Origin of the sequence: Filimonas effusa, from assembly GCF_004118675.1 — a bacterium.
Lineage (GTDB): Bacteria > Bacteroidota > Bacteroidia > Chitinophagales > Chitinophagaceae > Filimonas > Filimonas effusa.
In genome coordinates this window covers 2,061,733-2,075,956 of the sequence record NZ_SDHZ01000001.1, presented here as the reverse complement: position 1 = coordinate 2,075,956, position 14,224 = coordinate 2,061,733, and the positions used below count along the sequence as shown (strand labels likewise).

Genomic DNA, 14,224 nt, shown 5'->3' with positions numbered 1-14,224 from the left:
GAGAGTTCTTTAATGTTAAGTTTATTTCTTCAGTGCTTCGATGATGCCGGTTGTAGAAAAGCCAGGTACTATGGGGTTTATCACTACACGGCCGCCATTGGCGAGCACTTCTTTTGAGCCGGCTATCTGTTCAACGGTATAGTCGCCACCTTTGACAAGAACATCGGGCAAGATGGTGGTAATAAGCGATAGGGGAGTATCTTCTTCGAAGATGACCACGGCATCAACCAATACCAGTGATGCCAGTAACAATGCACGGCTTTGTTCTTTGTTCACCGGCCGGCTTTCTCCCTTCAGACGTTTAGTGCTGGCATCGCTGTTTAAGCCTACTATAAGGTAGTCGGCTTCAGAAGCGGCTTGTGATAATGATGCAATATGGCCTTCGTGCAGGATATCGAAGCAACCGTTGGTAAAGGCGATTTTTTTATCAAGCAATCTCCATCCTGCCATAGTATGGCCGAGCTGTGCCAACGTCATAATTTTAGATGGAATGAACGCTTTGTTTTTCATGTAACGGTTGTTTAAAATAATTAATAAGTAAATATGCGCCGAGCCCAAAAATAATGGTAAAAAAGAACTGGGCCAGCCATAAGATCCAGCCAGCCGCCAGGCCTATGGTTCCGCTGAGACCGTATAATTCGAGCGTTTTTTGGATGGCTGCGGGATAGGCCCCCAAACCTCCTGGGGCGATAATGATGCCAAAAGTACCGGATACGAGCATTGCCACAGCTGTTGTTACAGGCAGGTGTTCCGTTTCGGCGAGCGCAAAACAACCGAGCCATGTGGATAATATATAACAAACCCAGATGAGCACAGTATTTAAAAGAAATAAGGGTTTATTCTCTACCTTGTTGATGCTGGAGAGGCCTTCGAGCAAGCCTCGCCAGACCCTTGTAAGGAACTGGACCCATTTCAGCTTGCGTCCTTTTCTTATAAGCCATATTGCTGCGATGACCACCAGGGCTGCTATCAGCAACAGCCACCAGTGTCTGCCGCCGGCGATGCCTTCTCCAGCGGTCCGGGTAATATCCCTGAAATAGGATTCAATGTATTTATATTCTATAAAGAATGTAGCAGTAGTAATAACAGCCAGGCATACCACATCGAATGCACGTTCTGCCACCATTGTTCCTATTACCTTTTCTGCGGGAACTTTGCTGGTCCTGGCTACGGTAGTGCAACGGATGATTTCTCCGGCGCGGGGTACTAGCTGGTTGCCAATGTAGCCGATAAACAGGCTGCATAACAGTTGTGCAACTGAGGGTTTATAGCCCAGGGGAGTGATCAGTTGCCGCCAACGGCGGGCTCTGAACCAATGGCTAAGGAACAGGATAAGGAAAACAGGAAGAAGCAGCCAGAACCGCGCGCGCAGTAACGCCTCTTTAATGTCAGTAAGATCCTGATCCGATAGCTGACGGAATGATAGCCAGATCAGCAGACCTGCTATACCAAATCCTACCAGGTATTTCAAGAGATACAAAAGCGCTCGCTTCATGCTGCACGGGATTTACAGCAAGATAGACAAATTATAACTTATTGCCTTCCTTAGGAAATACGATAGAGGGTTTAAATGTTTTGGCTTCTTCAAAATCCATAGTAGCGTAAGATATCACAATGATAATATCACCTACAGCGCCTTTACGTGCAGCCGGACCATTGAGACAGGCGGTACCGCTTCCGCGTTTACCTTTGATCAGGTAAGTTTCTATGCGTTCGCCGTTGTTGACGTTAACTACTTGTATCTTCTCATTCTCAATCATGTTGGCAGCATCCATCAGGTCTTCATCCAAAGTAAGACTGCCTACATAATTGAGGTTGGCTTCTGTCAGCACCGCACGGTGAACCTTCGATTTTAATACTTCTATTTGCATGGCGGCGCAAAGTTAAACCTATTTGGAATATAAAACGGAAGTATCACAAACGATTTAACGAATCAACCTGCTACTGTCCATTCGAGGTTGTCGATAAGACGTACGCCCTCTATAAAGGCAGCTGTTAAAAGAACCAGTTTAAGCCCAGGTGTAATTTCTTCTACCGGCAACAAAGAACCAGCATCCGCGACTTCGATATAGTCCACTTTTTCAAAGTCATTTCTAAGCAGAAAAGCAGATGATTCAAGACGTAACTCTTGTATAGATTTAACTGTAATATTTTCTCCGAAATATTGCAGTGCTTTATACAAGGCAGTGGCTTTTTCGCGTGCTTCGGGTGATAAGCGCATATTGCGGCTGCTTAAGGCCAGTCCGTCTTTTTCCCGGCGTGTGGGAGCCATTATTATTTCTACGGGAATATTTTCGAGCTGTACCATTCTTTTCAGCACCAGGCATTGCTGGTAATCTTTCTGACCCAGGAACAGTGCGTTGGGCTGTACAATATCCAGTAAACGATGTACTACCTGGCAAACTCCCTGAAAATGTCCGGGGCGGTAGGCGCCGTCGAGTAAGCCTTCGAGTTCGCCCAAATCGTAGTGATGACCCGGGGTTGTTCCGGAGGGATAGATCTCCGAGACACCGGGCAGGAACAGCATATTTATACCGGCTTGTTCCAGCAGTCTGATATCGGCATCTGTAGTAACCGGATATTTCTCAAAATCTTTAGGATCATTGAATTGTGTAGGGTTTACGAAGATGCTGCATACTGTAATATCGTATTGATGGCGTGCCAGTTCCAGCAGGGACAAATGTCCCTCATGCAAGGCCCCCATGGTAGGTACAAATCCAATGGTTTTTCCCTCGTGGCGGGCTGTGGAAAGTGCCGCCTGTAAGTCTGCTACTTGTTTAAAAAGAATCATAATTCGTGTCGTTAAAAAGGGCGTTCCGGACGCTATAGTTGAATTTCCAACGGTTTTTAGTACCTTTGCCCACTAATTTTTAAGGTTTTAAGCCTAAATTCTCTCTAAGAATGTCAACAAAGAAAAGAATTTTATTCATAGCCACCGAGATGTCACCGTACTTGGAGCTGACAGAATTTGCGGAGATAGTGAATAAACTGGCTATAAAAAGCAACGACAGCGGATTAGAAGTAAGATGTATCATGCCACGTTTTGGCACCATCAACGAAAGAAGGCACCGGTTGCATGAAGTAGTTCGTTTATCTGGTATTAATGTTTCTGTAGACAATGATGACTATCCTCTTCAGATTAAAGTAGCTTCCCTGCCTAATGCCAGGCTTCAGGTGTATTTCCTGGACAATGAAGACTTCTTTAAGCGCAAGCAGGTATTACACGACGACCAGGAAGAATGGTTTGATGACAATGGTTTGCGTGCCATATTCTTTTGCAAAGGAGCGCTGGAAACCGTTAAAAAATTCGGCTGGCCTCCGGACCTTATCCACTGCAGCGGCTGGATGACGGGTCTTATTCCGATGTATCTCAAGACTGCCTATAAAAAAGAGCCTGTATTTTCGCAGAGTAAAGTTGTGTTCACTATTGGAGCCAATACTTTTGGTGAGTCATTAGGTGAAGATTTTGCGGAAAAGGCTATTATCCATTCCAATATCAAGGATAAGGATGTAGAGCCTTTTAAAGAGGCAGATAATACAGCCATGTTCCGTGGTGGGGCTGCTTATGCCGATGCTATCAGCTTTGGTTCTGACGCCGTAGACAAAAAGCTTGTCGACGAATTCAGCAAGGTAAAGGGCAAAAAGGTCATTCCTTTCAAAGGCTGGGACAGTGATCTAACTGAATACCTGGACCTTTATACCGACCTCTCAGGCAAGTAATTAGCGCTGTATTGGCTTTACATTTATATTTGCGACCATTAAATTCTATACAATGCCTTATTTGTTTACCTCTGAAAGTGTATCTGAGGGGCACCCAGATAAAATAGCCGATCAGATATCCGATGCTTTAATTGATAATTTCCTGGCCTTTGATCCTGATAGCAAGGTTGCCTGCGAAACGCTTGTAACTACCGGACAGGTGGTATTGGCGGGAGAGGTAAAGTCCAAAGCCTATCTTGACGTACAGGAAATTGCCCGTGGCGTTATCCGTAAAATAGGTTATACCAAGAGTGAATATATGTTCGAAGCGAATAGCTGTGGCGTACTCTCTGCTATTCATGAACAATCTGCAGATATTAACCAGGGCGTTGTGCGTAAGAAAAAAGAGGAGCAGGGCGCCGGCGACCAGGGAATGATGTTTGGTTATGCAACCAACGAAACCAATGATTATATGCCTCTGGCATTAGATCTGGCGCATAAGATCCTGGAAGAGCTGGCTGCTTTACGTCGTGAAAACAGCGAAATCACCTACCTGCGTCCCGATGCCAAAAGCCAGGTGACCCTGGAATATGACGATAATAACCAACCGATCCGGATCGATGCTATCGTTGTATCTACCCAGCACGACGAGTTTGCTGCTGAAGAGAAGATGCTCGCGAAGATCAAAAAAGATATTATCAATATTCTGATCCCGCGCGTTCAGGCTAAGTATAAAAAATACGCTCACCTGTTTAACAGCAAGATCAAATATCATATCAACCCTACCGGTAAATTTGTAATTGGTGGTCCTCACGGTGATACAGGTTTAACCGGCCGTAAGATCATTGTTGATACTTATGGTGGTAAAGGCGCTCATGGCGGTGGTGCTTTCAGTGGTAAAGATCCAAGCAAAGTAGACCGTTCTGCTGCCTATGCTACCCGTCATATCGCTAAAAACCTGGTAGCAGCCGGTGTTTGCGATGAAGTTCTGGTACAGGTTTCGTATGCTATTGGTGTGGCTAAACCTACCAGCATTTATGTAAATACCTATGGTACTGCGAAGGTAAACAAGACAGATGGCCAGATCGCCAAGATCGTAGAAGGCATTTTTGATATGCGTCCTTACTTTATTGAAGAGCGTTTGAAGTTGCGTAACCCTATCTATAGCGAGACTGCCGCTTATGGTCATATGGGGCGTAAGAGCCAGACTGTTACCAAAGAATTCAAAACTCCTGATGGCAAGACCATCAAAAAAAGAGTGGAACTTTTTACCTGGGAAAAACTGGATTATGTTCCGCAGGTGAAAAAGGCTTTTGGTATCAAATAGATCATTTCAGTTAAACCGACTATAAAAAAGGGGTGTACAGCTTAAACGGCTTGTACACCCCTTTTTCGGCCTTATCTATTATTCTACTATCTATCTTTACGTATTATGACCCGGGAGCAAAAATTCATGCAGGAGGCAATCCATCTTTCCCGCCACGGTATGCAACTGCAGCACGGTGGTCCTTTTGGCTGTGTTATTGTTAAAGGGGAGGAGATTGTTGGAAGAGGATGGAACAGGGTAACTTCGACCAATGATCCTACGGCTCACGCTGAAGTAGTTGCTATCCGCGATGCCTGTAGCCGGCTGGGCACTTTTCAGCTGGATGGCTGTGAAATATATACCTCATGTGAGCCTTGTCCCATGTGTATGGGCGCTATTTACTGGGCCCGTCCCAGGAAAGTGTATTTCGGTAATACACGTGAAGATGCTGCGACTGCAGGTTTTGACGATTCTTTTATTTATACTGAATTAGCCTTACCGCTCGACAGCCGTCTTATTAAGCTTTGTAACCTGGGAAGAGAGGAGGCGCTGGTGGTTTTCAGGGAATGGGCTGAGAAGCAGGATAAAACCGCTTATTAGGCCTATTTATTGCGGAAATAAAGGTGTATGATGACATAGGCGAGGGTGCAAAGGATGAGTATAACCACCATTGCCATTAATGGCCCTGAGATATTCCGGATCTTTCTTTTTTCCTTATGTTGTTTCCGTTGATGCAACTGCTGCTGTAACTGCTGGTTCAGCTGCAGCACATATTGCTGCATTTTGTCGTTGCTTTTGAACGACTGCAGTCCTTCCTGCGCGTCGTTAGAAAATGCAAAGTCCATATCCTGTGGCGTTTGCAGGAACTGCATCAGATCATCTTCATTCAACTCTTCGTGATCATCATTCAATATGTCTTTGATGTCAGCCATTATTTCTCTTTCATTTTCTTTTCTACCAATAGTTTAATATTCCGTTTCCCGTTCTGTATATGGCTTTTCACCTGTAGTGCGGTATAACCGGTAATATCGCAGATCTCCTGGTACGACTTTTTCTCCAGGTAGAATAAAGTTACGCAGGTTTTTTGTTCTTTATTGAGTAAGGGTAATGCTGTATTTACAAGGTCGAGGATCTGTTCTTTTTCCTGTAAGCTGCTTTTGTCTGAAGAGGTATCTGAAACAATCATCGATTCATCGAGCTCCTGCGGGATTTTACCGTGTTTATCGCGCAGGCGCATGAGGCAATGATTGCGTGCTACCATGTACAGCCAGCTTTTGAAATATTCGACCTTATATTTTCTTATTTCCGTGATCACCTTGAGGAACACCTGCTGTACGCTATCTTTAGCTTCTTCCTCGTTCTTCAGGTATTTCATACATACCCCAAGCAATAACATGGTATAACGTTGCAGTAGATAGCCAAGCCATTCGTTTTCGCCTGACTGATAGAACCTGTCAAGTAATTCCTGGTCACTTATATGGGCAAGGCTTGCTTTATTCACGGCTTCAAAGTAAGTACATTATTTCGATAACCACCTGTTTGCTCATGGCGGTATATCCCTAAGATGCATTTTGGACGTTTTTCCATAAGGCGTGCTGTTTTTCCGGACCATATATTTCAGGGGAGTTGAAGCGTAAAGCATAGCAGTTGCCAGCCGTTGTTTTTGAATTAATTGTTTATTGGACTATTTTTAGTGCAGTTAATGTTTTTGCCCCCCAAAATCAACAAGTATATGACCCATGTTGTCTGTATCGTAGCCGCTGCCCCTGTAAGAGCCACTGCTTCGCACCGATCGGAAATGGTAAGCCAGCTTTTACTGGGAGAATTTGCGGAAGTGATAGAAAGTACAAAAGATTTTACCCGGATCCGTGGCCTGTATGATGGCTATGAAGGATGGGTCCAAGCCAGCCAGCTGACGCCGGTAGAGGCTGCTACAGCTGCATTACAACCTTTGCGTTATACCACATCGGTCACGGATGTAATGGAAATGAACGGGACGGTTGTGCGTTTATCGATTGCCAGTCCTGTTTATGACGAAGCAACGCAACTGGGTAAATATAATTTCAAGTATATGGGGAGTAATGGTTGTGTTGCTCCTTTTTCATTTGATGCAGCAGCGTTGACTGCCACTGCACGTAATTTTCTTAATGCGCCTTATTTATGGGGTGGCAGAAGTTCTTTTGGAATTGATTGCAGCGGTTTTACGCAGCAGGTATATAAAATGGCCGGAATTCATTTGCTCAGAGATGCCTCACAGCAGGCCACGCAGGGGGAGGTGACAGGCTTTTTGCAGGAGGCCCGCTGCGGTGACCTGGCTTTTTTTGATAATGAGGAAGGTAAGATCACGCATGTAGGTATTTTACTAAGCAGTGATGAAATTATTCATGCGTCGGGAAGAGTGCGTATTGATAAGATCGACAATGAGGGAATCGTGAACGGGGATACGGGTGAGAGAACGCATAGGCTGCGGATCATAAAAAGAGTTACTGACACATTATAACAGGACAGTGAACGTATGCCGGACATTAAAAAAGAAAGGCGCTTCACAGTTGAAGCGCCTTTCTTTTTTAATATGTTGTAAGCTGCTAGTTATTTTCCAGCAGGTTCATTGCTTTGCAGAAGTAGGTAATAGTACCCGGTAATGCCAACCAGAAAAATTCACGGTAAACAATCATCAAAACTACCAGGATTGCTAACCAAAAGAAACACCAGAACCAGTACTTGCCAGTTGATTTTTGAGCTACCATTGTCTTATTAAGTTTGTGCGAAAATAAGTAAAAAAATGATCTGTTGAACAAAACACTAGCCTGCCACCCCGCTAAAAAGGCTTACCAGGATGATCAGGAGCACAATGGCTGCAATTACCAGGTACATGTAATCTTTTTCCAGTGCAAATCCGATAGCTGAGATCACGATACGTGCGATGGGTGTGGCTATGAGCACTATCAGGCCAAACTGAATGATAGAAGCGCCTTGCAGGCGTGTCATACCTTTAAGAATATCCGAAAGCTGCAGCAGTTCACTGTTTTCGCCTGTGAACGACACGTACTGGGGGCGTGGGCCGTTGCCCTGCTGGAAGATATAAATGATGCCACCGGCCAATACCAGTAATGCCGATAAAATAACGCCAATACGCAGCAAGTTGCCCAGCGTAAGCTGCAGGTCGCGGTTTTTTATTTCAGGTGGTTTGTTCATACAGTTATATGCTATGCGTAAAGCCTTTATAAATCATTTGGAGCGCCAGTAGCCCTACTACCACTGCAAAAATGATCTTTAATTTTTGAGGAGATACTTTGGCCAGTACGTTAGAGCCTGTATAAGCGCCTGCCAATACGCCCAGCACCACCGGCATCGACAGCGTGGGGTTGATATAGCCGCGGTAGAAGTAAACACCAGCGCTGGCGGCGGCGGTGACGCCGATCATAAAATTACTAGTGGTGGTAGATACTTTAAAAGGCAGCTTCATCATTGTATCCATAGCTACCACCTTCAAAGCTCCGGATCCTATACCCAGTAAGCCTGAGAGGATGCCAGCCAGCCACATGACGATAAAGCCTCCCGGTACCTTGTGTACTGCATAGGGGATCAGTTTGCCCGATGCATCGGGATAGGTGCTGTTGAGTTTAAACCGTTCTGCCCATTTGTTGGTAATAATATCACCGGACTGGCCGGCATGACGGCGTACTGAAAGTGATACGGAAACAATAAGCACTATGCCGTAAATGATAGAAATGAGATGGGTAGGAGTGTACATTGCAAGTGCGGCGCCACAGATGGCGCCGGCAGTGGTTGCTATTTCGAGGAACATGCCGAGCCTGATATTGGTAATGCCTTCTTTAACGTAGGCAATAGCCGACCCCGACGAGGTAGCTATTGCCGTTATAAGAGAAGTACCTATTGCATAGCGCAGGTCGATGTCGAGTACCAGTGTAAAGAAAGGTATGATCACCACACCGCCGCCCAGTCCGGTTACAGAACCGAGCAGGCCGGCGATATACGAGGCTGCCAGTATGCACAGTAGAAATACCAGTAGAGTCATAATGGTTAATTTTCTATACGCGTCAATCGCTGCTGAAGATTATGACTGACATATCCGGTATCCGTTGGGCAAAACTTACCCTTTTTTTGAAACGTAGGTATCCCTGTATAAGGAGATGGCCTGTTCCACGATTTGGAAGGCTTTTGCCTGATTGCCAAAATCTTCTACACGTACACTCTTGTTTTCCAAGGTTTTGTACTCTTCGAAGAAATGGCGTAACTCACTGAAGAAGTGAGGAGGCAGTTCATCAATATCGTTATAATGGTTTACGCTTGGGTCTTTTGCCGCTACTGCAATGATCTTATCATCGCCGTCGCCGCCGTCGATCATTTGCATTACACCAAGTACTTTGGCCTCAATAAGCGTCAGGGGCTGTACGGGTAAAGAAGTGATCACGAGGATGTCGAGCGGGTCTTTATCGTCGCCGAGGCTTTGGGGGATGAAACCGTAGTTTACAGGATAATGGAATGAAGAATAGATCACACGATCCAACTTCAGTAATCCACTGGCTTTATCTATTTCGTACTTGGCTCTTGAGCCCTGCGATATTTCGATTACCGCATTTACATATTCAGGAGCGTTGTCGCCGTAGGGAACGCCATGCCAGGGATGCAGAACATTCATCATAAGATAAGATAAATTTTTATAGAGGTTGCAAAGGTAATGGGTTATCCATTACCAAAAATAAAGTTCAAATCCTGGGCGTATTGATACAATATTACATATTTCCACTAAAAGTGTACTTGAAATCCACTAACCATGTTTCCTGCCGCTTTATTACTTTCAGTTTTCTTGCTATGCGGTCGAACGAGTTCCTGTAACTGAGGATTGTTGTGCTATCGTTTACAGTTTCAACGTTCTCTATCATAATGGATGCCTGCTTGTACTGACTTTTGTCGGAGCTGCCTTTGCTGTTGAAGCTTTCTTCGAGTTTAGCCAGGCCGGCGACATTCTCGTCATCCTTTATCATATAAAAGGCTGCCTGTTTGAAACGGCCTTTGAGGCAGTCGTCGATAAAAGAGCGGCCGGCATCAAGTGCGCTGGTAGCAGGTTCCTGCGTCTCGTTACCGGAGCCGCAGGAAATACCTGTTACCACAACCGCTATCAGGGTTAGAAATAAACGCATAAATCCGTTGTAATTACTTAGTGGAATCAACAGGGGCTGGCAGCGTAACAGCTGAATCTATACCAACTTCAGGCGCTGCATGGGGCATAGCACCGTTTTGAGGCATGGCATCCATTGCCATTTTCATAACGGAGCTTTTATCGAAAGCAACTTTCCACTGGCCTTCTTCTTTCTTGAGGCTAATGGTAACGGGTGCTTTTTTGTCTTTAGAGATTACTTCAGCAGTAGCATTGTCGCCGTTGATCTTTACGTTGGCAACGTTAATTTCTTCGTTTTTCTCCTTTTTAGCCTTGGCAGAATCGGCAGGCTGCGGGAAAGAAGCCAGCATATTCAACAGCGTTTCGCTATCCTTGGTGGCATACTTTTTCGCTTCAGCGAAATCTTTGTTTTCAAGTGCGTGGAAAAACTTTTTAATGGTGTTTTCAGGTCCGTTTGACTTACAGCCAACCATACCTGCCAGTACAAAACCGGCCAGGAATAACAGGAACAATTGCTTCATAAGATTAATTTATGCCGGCAAGATATAACATTGCATCGGGAAACAGAAAGCTGAATGCTTAATATACATATCTTCTTATTTCGCTGCAGCGCGGGTGCAGGAAAATGCGGTCCGGAGCTACATAGGCGAGGCCGTTAAGGGTATCTTTGCGGAACCGGAAGCCGTAGGCGGATGCCTGTTCGAGCATTTTGTACACAAATTCGGAGCAATACATAGCAGTATCGGTGTGCAGGTCAAATTTCATATCAAAAGGCAGTCCGGCGGCATAATGATGGGAGAGGAGTTTGTGCAGCTTTCCGTTCTGATCTGCTGTTAAGGGAAAGCGAAACACACCGAAGCCCAGGTTATCCAGGGCATCGCAAAAATTGCCGAGCGTTTCTTTTTTCAGTTTCTGATCGGGGTTGATCTCGCCGCCCAATGCGTGGTAGACATAAATATTACTATCGGAGATGCTTACAATACCACAATGCGAGTAGGTGGCATCCAACTGGCAAAGCTGCCGTAGGCCCTGGCTGGTGAAGTCGTTGCCTGTACGGGTGATAATATCGCCGTCTTTCAGGATCAAACGGGCAGAATCGATACATTCCAGCGAATGTTTTTGCCTGGCGGCCTTCCATTCTGCCAGCTGCAGCTGTTGTGTGTTGTCTGAAGCCGTACTATAGGGGTTACAGGCACTACAGGCAAAAGCAAAGAGGCAGCTTAACAGCCACCTCTTTTTAATAAACGATACATTCATAATAATCATGAGGAATGCGAGTACCTGGTTTCTTCTTTTTCTTTCTCCTTGTCGTACGCTTTGATGATTGCTTTTACGAGCCTGTGCCGTACCACGTCTTCTTCGTCGAGTTCGATATGAGCGATACCATCGATATTCCGCAGGATCCGGGTTGCCTTTTCAAGGCCGCTGCGCTGGTTTTTAGGCAGGTCGATCTGTGTGGGGTCACCGGTGATGATCGCTTTTGCGTTGGCTCCAATACGGGTCAGGAACATCTTTAATTGCAGATCATTTGTATTCTGCGCCTCATCGAGGATGATAAAGGCGTTGTCGAGTGTACGGCCGCGCATATAAGCCAGCGGAGCAATTTCTATGGTGCGGGTGCTCATATAATATCCCAGTTTATCTGCGGGGATCATGTCGTCCAGCGCATCATATAAAGGCCTCAGGTATGGGTCGATCTTTTCTTTCAGGTCGCCGGGCAGGAAGCCGAGACTTTCACCTGCTTCTACGGCGGGGCGTGTTAAAATAATTTTCTTAACCACTTTGTTTTTCAACGCACGCACTGCCAACGCTACTGCGGTATAGGTTTTACCTGTACCTGCGGGTCCAATGGCAAAAACGATGTCGTTGCGGTCGGCAGCCTGTACCATGCGTTTCTGGTTAGCTGTACGGGCCCTTACTGTTTTTCCGTTAGGCCCGAATACCAGGATGTCATTGGGATTTTTTTCTACAAAATTGTCGATGATCTCAGCATCATCGCCTCCTAAGATCTGTTCAAAATAATTCGCGCTCAAATCGCCATTACGTTCCATGTACTGTACGATGAGGTCGATCTTTTCCTTGGCTGTTTCGATATGCTCAGGAGCTCCGCTTAATTTAATTTGTGTTCCTCTGGACAGGATCTTTAACAGCGGAAATTTCTTCTTTAGCAGGTCCAGCTTCCGGTTGTTGACACCAAAAAATTCTATTGGATTCACGGTGTCCAGGTTGATGATGGTTTCTGTCAAGGTACTCACTTTTGGGTGAACAATGTAAAAGAGATACTCCAAATTCAATGCCGGCTACAATATAACAATTGACAGATCTTTCATTCTGTTCTTGTTTTCGGAGTACGGTTGCGTGTGTATCCAAATTTAACTTTAATACCATCCATTTCCAACAGATGTTATGCACAGCTTGTGGAAATTAACAGCCTGTTAATCCTGAACAAAACCGCTGGTTAAACTTCTGAAAAACTCCCTGCCTTTTTTAACTGTGCTATAGCAGCAGTGGGGTTTTCGGCTTTAAACACGTTGCTGCCTGCCACCAGTACATCGGCCCCTGCGTTAACCAAGGCTGCTGCATTATTTACGGATACGCCGCCATCTACCTGTATAAGTACGGGGTAGCCGCTTTCCCGGATCATTTGTTTTAATTCAGCTATCTTTTTCAACGAGGTAGGGATGAACTGCTGGCCACCAAAGCCGGGGTTTACGCTCATGATACACACCTGGTCGATATAGGGGAGTATTTCTTTCAGCAAGAGAACGGGTGTATGCGGATTAAGGGCGACGCCTGCCTTCATACCAAGCTGGCGGATCATTTCCACGTTACGGTGCAGGTGTGTGCAGGCTTCATAATGCACGGTTAACCTATCAGCGCCCGCTTCTTTAAATGCAGTGGTATATTTTTCAGGCTCTACTATCATCAGGTGAACATCGCATTCCTTTTTTGTGGTTTTGCGGATATGTTCTATCACCGGCAGTCCAAAGCTGATATTAGGCACAAATCTGCCATCCATTACATCGAGGTGAAACCATTCAGCTTCACTTTCATTAATCATCTTACACTCATCCCACAGCCTCAGGAAATCGGCTGCCAGGAGAGAAGGTGCTATTATGGCCATCGTATAATAATTATCTGTTTGTATTGAGATCTAAAAATATGATACCACCATTTATTACTATTCTCCCAGTCTTTTCAGTCCTGCCCGGGCTTCTTTCAATCCTTTGTCGAGGCTCAGAGACTGTTTAAAGCGCAGAATGGCGCTGTCTTTCTGTCCCATCATTTCGTAACACCTGGCCTGGTAGTAATAGGCATCGGCATAGAGCGTATTTACAGTGGAGGCGAACCGGAATACTTCCATTGCCTGTTTATATTCTTTACGGTCGAAATAGAGCATGCCTTTTTCGATATAAGCTTCCATGTAAGTGTAGTTGTTGGCGATACAGTTATCGAACTGTTCCAGTGCGGCGGCGGCATTTCCTGTTCTTGCGTAATAAACACCTGCTATAAAGGCGCAATTGGCGTCGGTTTCGCGTCCCAGCCGCATTTGTTGTACGGTAGCCAGCGCATCAAGCGTTCTTTTGTCTTTTTTCTCGGCATATAAATTCGCCAGGGATAACAGGGCATCGGGTGCTGCATAGATCCTGATGGCGTTTGAATAGCCTTTTATCGCGCCTGTAGTGTCTCCGCTGTGTTCGAGGACCTGTGCCTTGGTAAACCAGAGGCCATAGTTGGAGCTGTCTTTAACGAGCAGGCTGTCCATTTCTGCGGCTGCTTCCTTATAATGTCCTATGCTATCAAGCATATCCACCAGCCGGAGCCTTAAGCCTGTGCTGTCGGGTTTTTGTTTTACCGCCGCCTGCATTTTTTCCACGGCTGCCGGCAAGGCGTCGTTATTTTCGGTTTGCTGTTCTTCTTTACCATTGCTGCCGCATCCTGTATTCAGTGTCATAAAACCAAAGAGGGCAATAACTCCTACCGCTTTTTTCATAACACAAATGTAATGGCCCCTGCCGTATTCCGCCAAAAACTCCCCATTTTCACCCTCCCAGTTTCTTTTTGCCTGTATTCTG

At 45.5% G+C, this 14,224-nt stretch carries 19 protein-coding genes; 4 read left to right on the top strand and 15 right to left on the bottom strand.

Going from position 1 to position 14,224, the window contains the following annotated elements:
* Positions 1-21: 21 nt before the first annotated feature.
* From rfaE2 to panC, 4 genes are all read right to left on the bottom strand, one after another.
* On the bottom strand, positions 22-510 hold the full coding sequence (rfaE2, locus tag ESB13_RS07740) for a D-glycero-beta-D-manno-heptose 1-phosphate adenylyltransferase (protein WP_129002434.1): 489 nt from the start codon (positions 508-510) through the stop codon (positions 22-24).
* The gene (locus ESB13_RS07735; protein ID WP_129002433.1) at positions 482-1,495 is read right to left on the bottom strand and encodes a lysylphosphatidylglycerol synthase transmembrane domain-containing protein; all 1,014 of its coding nucleotides are present in this window, start codon (positions 1,493-1,495) and stop codon (positions 482-484) included. The genes rfaE2 and ESB13_RS07735 overlap by 29 nt, the downstream gene beginning before the upstream one ends.
* A gap of 31 nt (positions 1,496-1,526) precedes the next feature.
* On the bottom strand, positions 1,527-1,871 hold the full coding sequence (gene panD, locus ESB13_RS07730; RefSeq protein WP_129002432.1) for an aspartate 1-decarboxylase: 345 nt from the start codon (positions 1,869-1,871) through the stop codon (positions 1,527-1,529).
* Positions 1,872-1,933: 62 nt separating this feature from the next.
* Positions 1,934-2,791 (bottom strand): pantoate--beta-alanine ligase, encoded by an 858-nt coding sequence (gene panC, locus ESB13_RS07725; RefSeq protein ID WP_129002431.1) that lies wholly within the window; start codon positions 2,789-2,791, stop codon positions 1,934-1,936.
* Positions 2,792-2,901: 110 nt separating this feature from the next.
* Between panC and ESB13_RS07720 the strand changes: the two genes are divergently transcribed.
* From ESB13_RS07720 to ESB13_RS07710, 3 genes are all read left to right on the top strand, one after another.
* A complete protein-coding gene (locus ESB13_RS07720; RefSeq protein ID WP_129002430.1) occupies positions 2,902-3,720 on the top strand; it encodes a glycogen/starch synthase in 819 nt (272 codons plus the stop codon).
* 52 nt (positions 3,721-3,772) lie between these two features.
* Positions 3,773-5,026, top strand: a complete 1,254-nt coding sequence (gene metK, locus ESB13_RS07715) for a methionine adenosyltransferase (protein ID WP_129002429.1) — start codon at positions 3,773-3,775, stop codon at positions 5,024-5,026.
* A 105-nt stretch (positions 5,027-5,131) separates the two neighbouring features.
* The gene (locus tag ESB13_RS07710; RefSeq protein ID WP_129002428.1) at positions 5,132-5,605 is read left to right on the top strand and encodes a nucleoside deaminase; all 474 of its coding nucleotides are present in this window, start codon (positions 5,132-5,134) and stop codon (positions 5,603-5,605) included.
* Between the two features lie 2 nt (positions 5,606-5,607).
* On the opposite strand, the gene ESB13_RS07705 is transcribed toward ESB13_RS07710, so the two are convergent.
* Together ESB13_RS07705 and ESB13_RS07700 are read right to left on the bottom strand one after the other, a co-directional pair.
* Entirely contained in the window at positions 5,608-5,937 is a 330-nt protein-coding gene (locus tag ESB13_RS07705) for a hypothetical protein (RefSeq protein ID WP_129002427.1), read from the bottom strand.
* Complete coding sequence (locus ESB13_RS07700) at positions 5,937-6,506, bottom strand: RNA polymerase sigma factor (protein ID WP_129002426.1); 570 nt, start codon at positions 6,504-6,506, stop codon at positions 5,937-5,939. Before ESB13_RS07700 ends, ESB13_RS07705 begins: the two co-directional genes overlap by 1 nt.
* A gap of 231 nt (positions 6,507-6,737) precedes the next feature.
* Between ESB13_RS07700 and ESB13_RS07695 the strand changes: the two genes are divergently transcribed.
* Positions 6,738-7,505, top strand: coding sequence for a C40 family peptidase (locus ESB13_RS07695; protein ID WP_129002425.1), 768 nt, complete (start codon positions 6,738-6,740; stop codon positions 7,503-7,505).
* A 302-nt stretch (positions 7,506-7,807) separates the two neighbouring features.
* Here ESB13_RS07695 and ESB13_RS07690 read toward each other — a convergent pair whose 3' ends face one another.
* The 9 genes from ESB13_RS07690 to ESB13_RS07650 all read right to left on the bottom strand — a co-directional run bounded on the left by ESB13_RS07690 (position 7,808) and on the right by ESB13_RS07650 (position 14,142).
* Positions 7,808-8,200 carry a DUF1634 domain-containing protein gene (locus ESB13_RS07690; protein WP_129002424.1) on the bottom strand — a complete coding sequence of 131 codons (393 nt, stop codon included), beginning with the start codon at positions 8,198-8,200 and terminating at the stop codon, positions 7,808-7,810.
* Between the two features lie 4 nt (positions 8,201-8,204).
* Positions 8,205-9,044, bottom strand: a complete 840-nt coding sequence (locus tag ESB13_RS07685; protein ID WP_129002423.1) for a sulfite exporter TauE/SafE family protein — start codon at positions 9,042-9,044, stop codon at positions 8,205-8,207.
* A gap of 75 nt (positions 9,045-9,119) precedes the next feature.
* The gene (locus tag ESB13_RS07680) at positions 9,120-9,671 is read right to left on the bottom strand and encodes an inorganic diphosphatase (RefSeq protein WP_129002422.1); all 552 of its coding nucleotides are present in this window, start codon (positions 9,669-9,671) and stop codon (positions 9,120-9,122) included.
* A 91-nt stretch (positions 9,672-9,762) separates the two neighbouring features.
* Positions 9,763-10,170, bottom strand: coding sequence for a hypothetical protein (locus tag ESB13_RS07675; RefSeq protein WP_129002421.1), 408 nt, complete (start codon positions 10,168-10,170; stop codon positions 9,763-9,765).
* A 13-nt stretch (positions 10,171-10,183) separates the two neighbouring features.
* Positions 10,184-10,669 carry an Rv0361 family membrane protein gene (locus tag ESB13_RS07670; RefSeq protein ID WP_129002420.1) on the bottom strand — a complete coding sequence of 162 codons (486 nt, stop codon included), beginning with the start codon at positions 10,667-10,669 and terminating at the stop codon, positions 10,184-10,186.
* A 58-nt stretch (positions 10,670-10,727) separates the two neighbouring features.
* A complete protein-coding gene (locus ESB13_RS07665; RefSeq protein ID WP_164974127.1) occupies positions 10,728-11,405 on the bottom strand; it encodes a C40 family peptidase in 678 nt (225 codons plus the stop codon).
* 5 nt (positions 11,406-11,410) lie between these two features.
* On the bottom strand, positions 11,411-12,394 hold the full coding sequence (locus ESB13_RS07660; RefSeq protein WP_129002418.1) for a PhoH family protein: 984 nt from the start codon (positions 12,392-12,394) through the stop codon (positions 11,411-11,413).
* 212 nt (positions 12,395-12,606) lie between these two features.
* The gene (rpe, locus tag ESB13_RS07655; protein WP_129002417.1) at positions 12,607-13,272 is read right to left on the bottom strand and encodes a ribulose-phosphate 3-epimerase; all 666 of its coding nucleotides are present in this window, start codon (positions 13,270-13,272) and stop codon (positions 12,607-12,609) included.
* A gap of 57 nt (positions 13,273-13,329) precedes the next feature.
* A complete protein-coding gene (locus ESB13_RS07650; RefSeq protein ID WP_164974126.1) occupies positions 13,330-14,142 on the bottom strand; it encodes a tetratricopeptide repeat protein in 813 nt (270 codons plus the stop codon).
* Positions 14,143-14,224 lie beyond the last annotated feature (82 nt).

Bases quoted from the DNA above. Each gene is read 5' to 3' on its own strand.
- rfaE2 (WP_129002434.1), bottom strand. From the start codon at position 510: ATGAAAAACAAAGCGTTCATTCCATCTAAAATTATGACGTTGGCACAG.
- ESB13_RS07735 (WP_129002433.1), bottom strand. From the start codon at position 1,495: ATGAAGCGAGCGCTTTTGTATCTCTTGAAATACCTGGTAGGATTTGGT.
- panD (WP_129002432.1), bottom strand. From the start codon at position 1,871: ATGCAAATAGAAGTATTAAAATCGAAGGTTCACCGTGCGGTGCTGACA.
- panC (WP_129002431.1), bottom strand. From the start codon at position 2,791: ATGATTCTTTTTAAACAAGTAGCAGACTTACAGGCGGCACTTTCCACA.
- ESB13_RS07720 (WP_129002430.1), top strand. From the start codon at position 2,902: ATGTCAACAAAGAAAAGAATTTTATTCATAGCCACCGAGATGTCACCG.
- metK (WP_129002429.1), top strand. From the start codon at position 3,773: ATGCCTTATTTGTTTACCTCTGAAAGTGTATCTGAGGGGCACCCAGAT.
- ESB13_RS07710 (WP_129002428.1), top strand. From the start codon at position 5,132: ATGACCCGGGAGCAAAAATTCATGCAGGAGGCAATCCATCTTTCCCGC.
- ESB13_RS07705 (WP_129002427.1), bottom strand. From the start codon at position 5,937: ATGGCTGACATCAAAGACATATTGAATGATGATCACGAAGAGTTGAAT.
- ESB13_RS07695 (WP_129002425.1), top strand. From the start codon at position 6,738: ATGACCCATGTTGTCTGTATCGTAGCCGCTGCCCCTGTAAGAGCCACT.
- ESB13_RS07690 (WP_129002424.1), bottom strand. From the start codon at position 8,200: ATGAACAAACCACCTGAAATAAAAAACCGCGACCTGCAGCTTACGCTG.
- ESB13_RS07685 (WP_129002423.1), bottom strand. From the start codon at position 9,044: ATGACTCTACTGGTATTTCTACTGTGCATACTGGCAGCCTCGTATATC.
- ESB13_RS07680 (WP_129002422.1), bottom strand. From the start codon at position 9,671: ATGATGAATGTTCTGCATCCCTGGCATGGCGTTCCCTACGGCGACAAC.
- ESB13_RS07675 (WP_129002421.1), bottom strand. From the start codon at position 10,170: ATGCGTTTATTTCTAACCCTGATAGCGGTTGTGGTAACAGGTATTTCC.
- ESB13_RS07670 (WP_129002420.1), bottom strand. From the start codon at position 10,669: ATGAAGCAATTGTTCCTGTTATTCCTGGCCGGTTTTGTACTGGCAGGT.
- ESB13_RS07665 (WP_164974127.1), bottom strand. From the start codon at position 11,405: ATGAATGTATCGTTTATTAAAAAGAGGTGGCTGTTAAGCTGCCTCTTT.
- rpe (WP_129002417.1), bottom strand. From the start codon at position 13,272: ATGGCCATAATAGCACCTTCTCTCCTGGCAGCCGATTTCCTGAGGCTG.
- ESB13_RS07650 (WP_164974126.1), bottom strand. From the start codon at position 14,142: ATGAAAAAAGCGGTAGGAGTTATTGCCCTCTTTGGTTTTATGACACTG.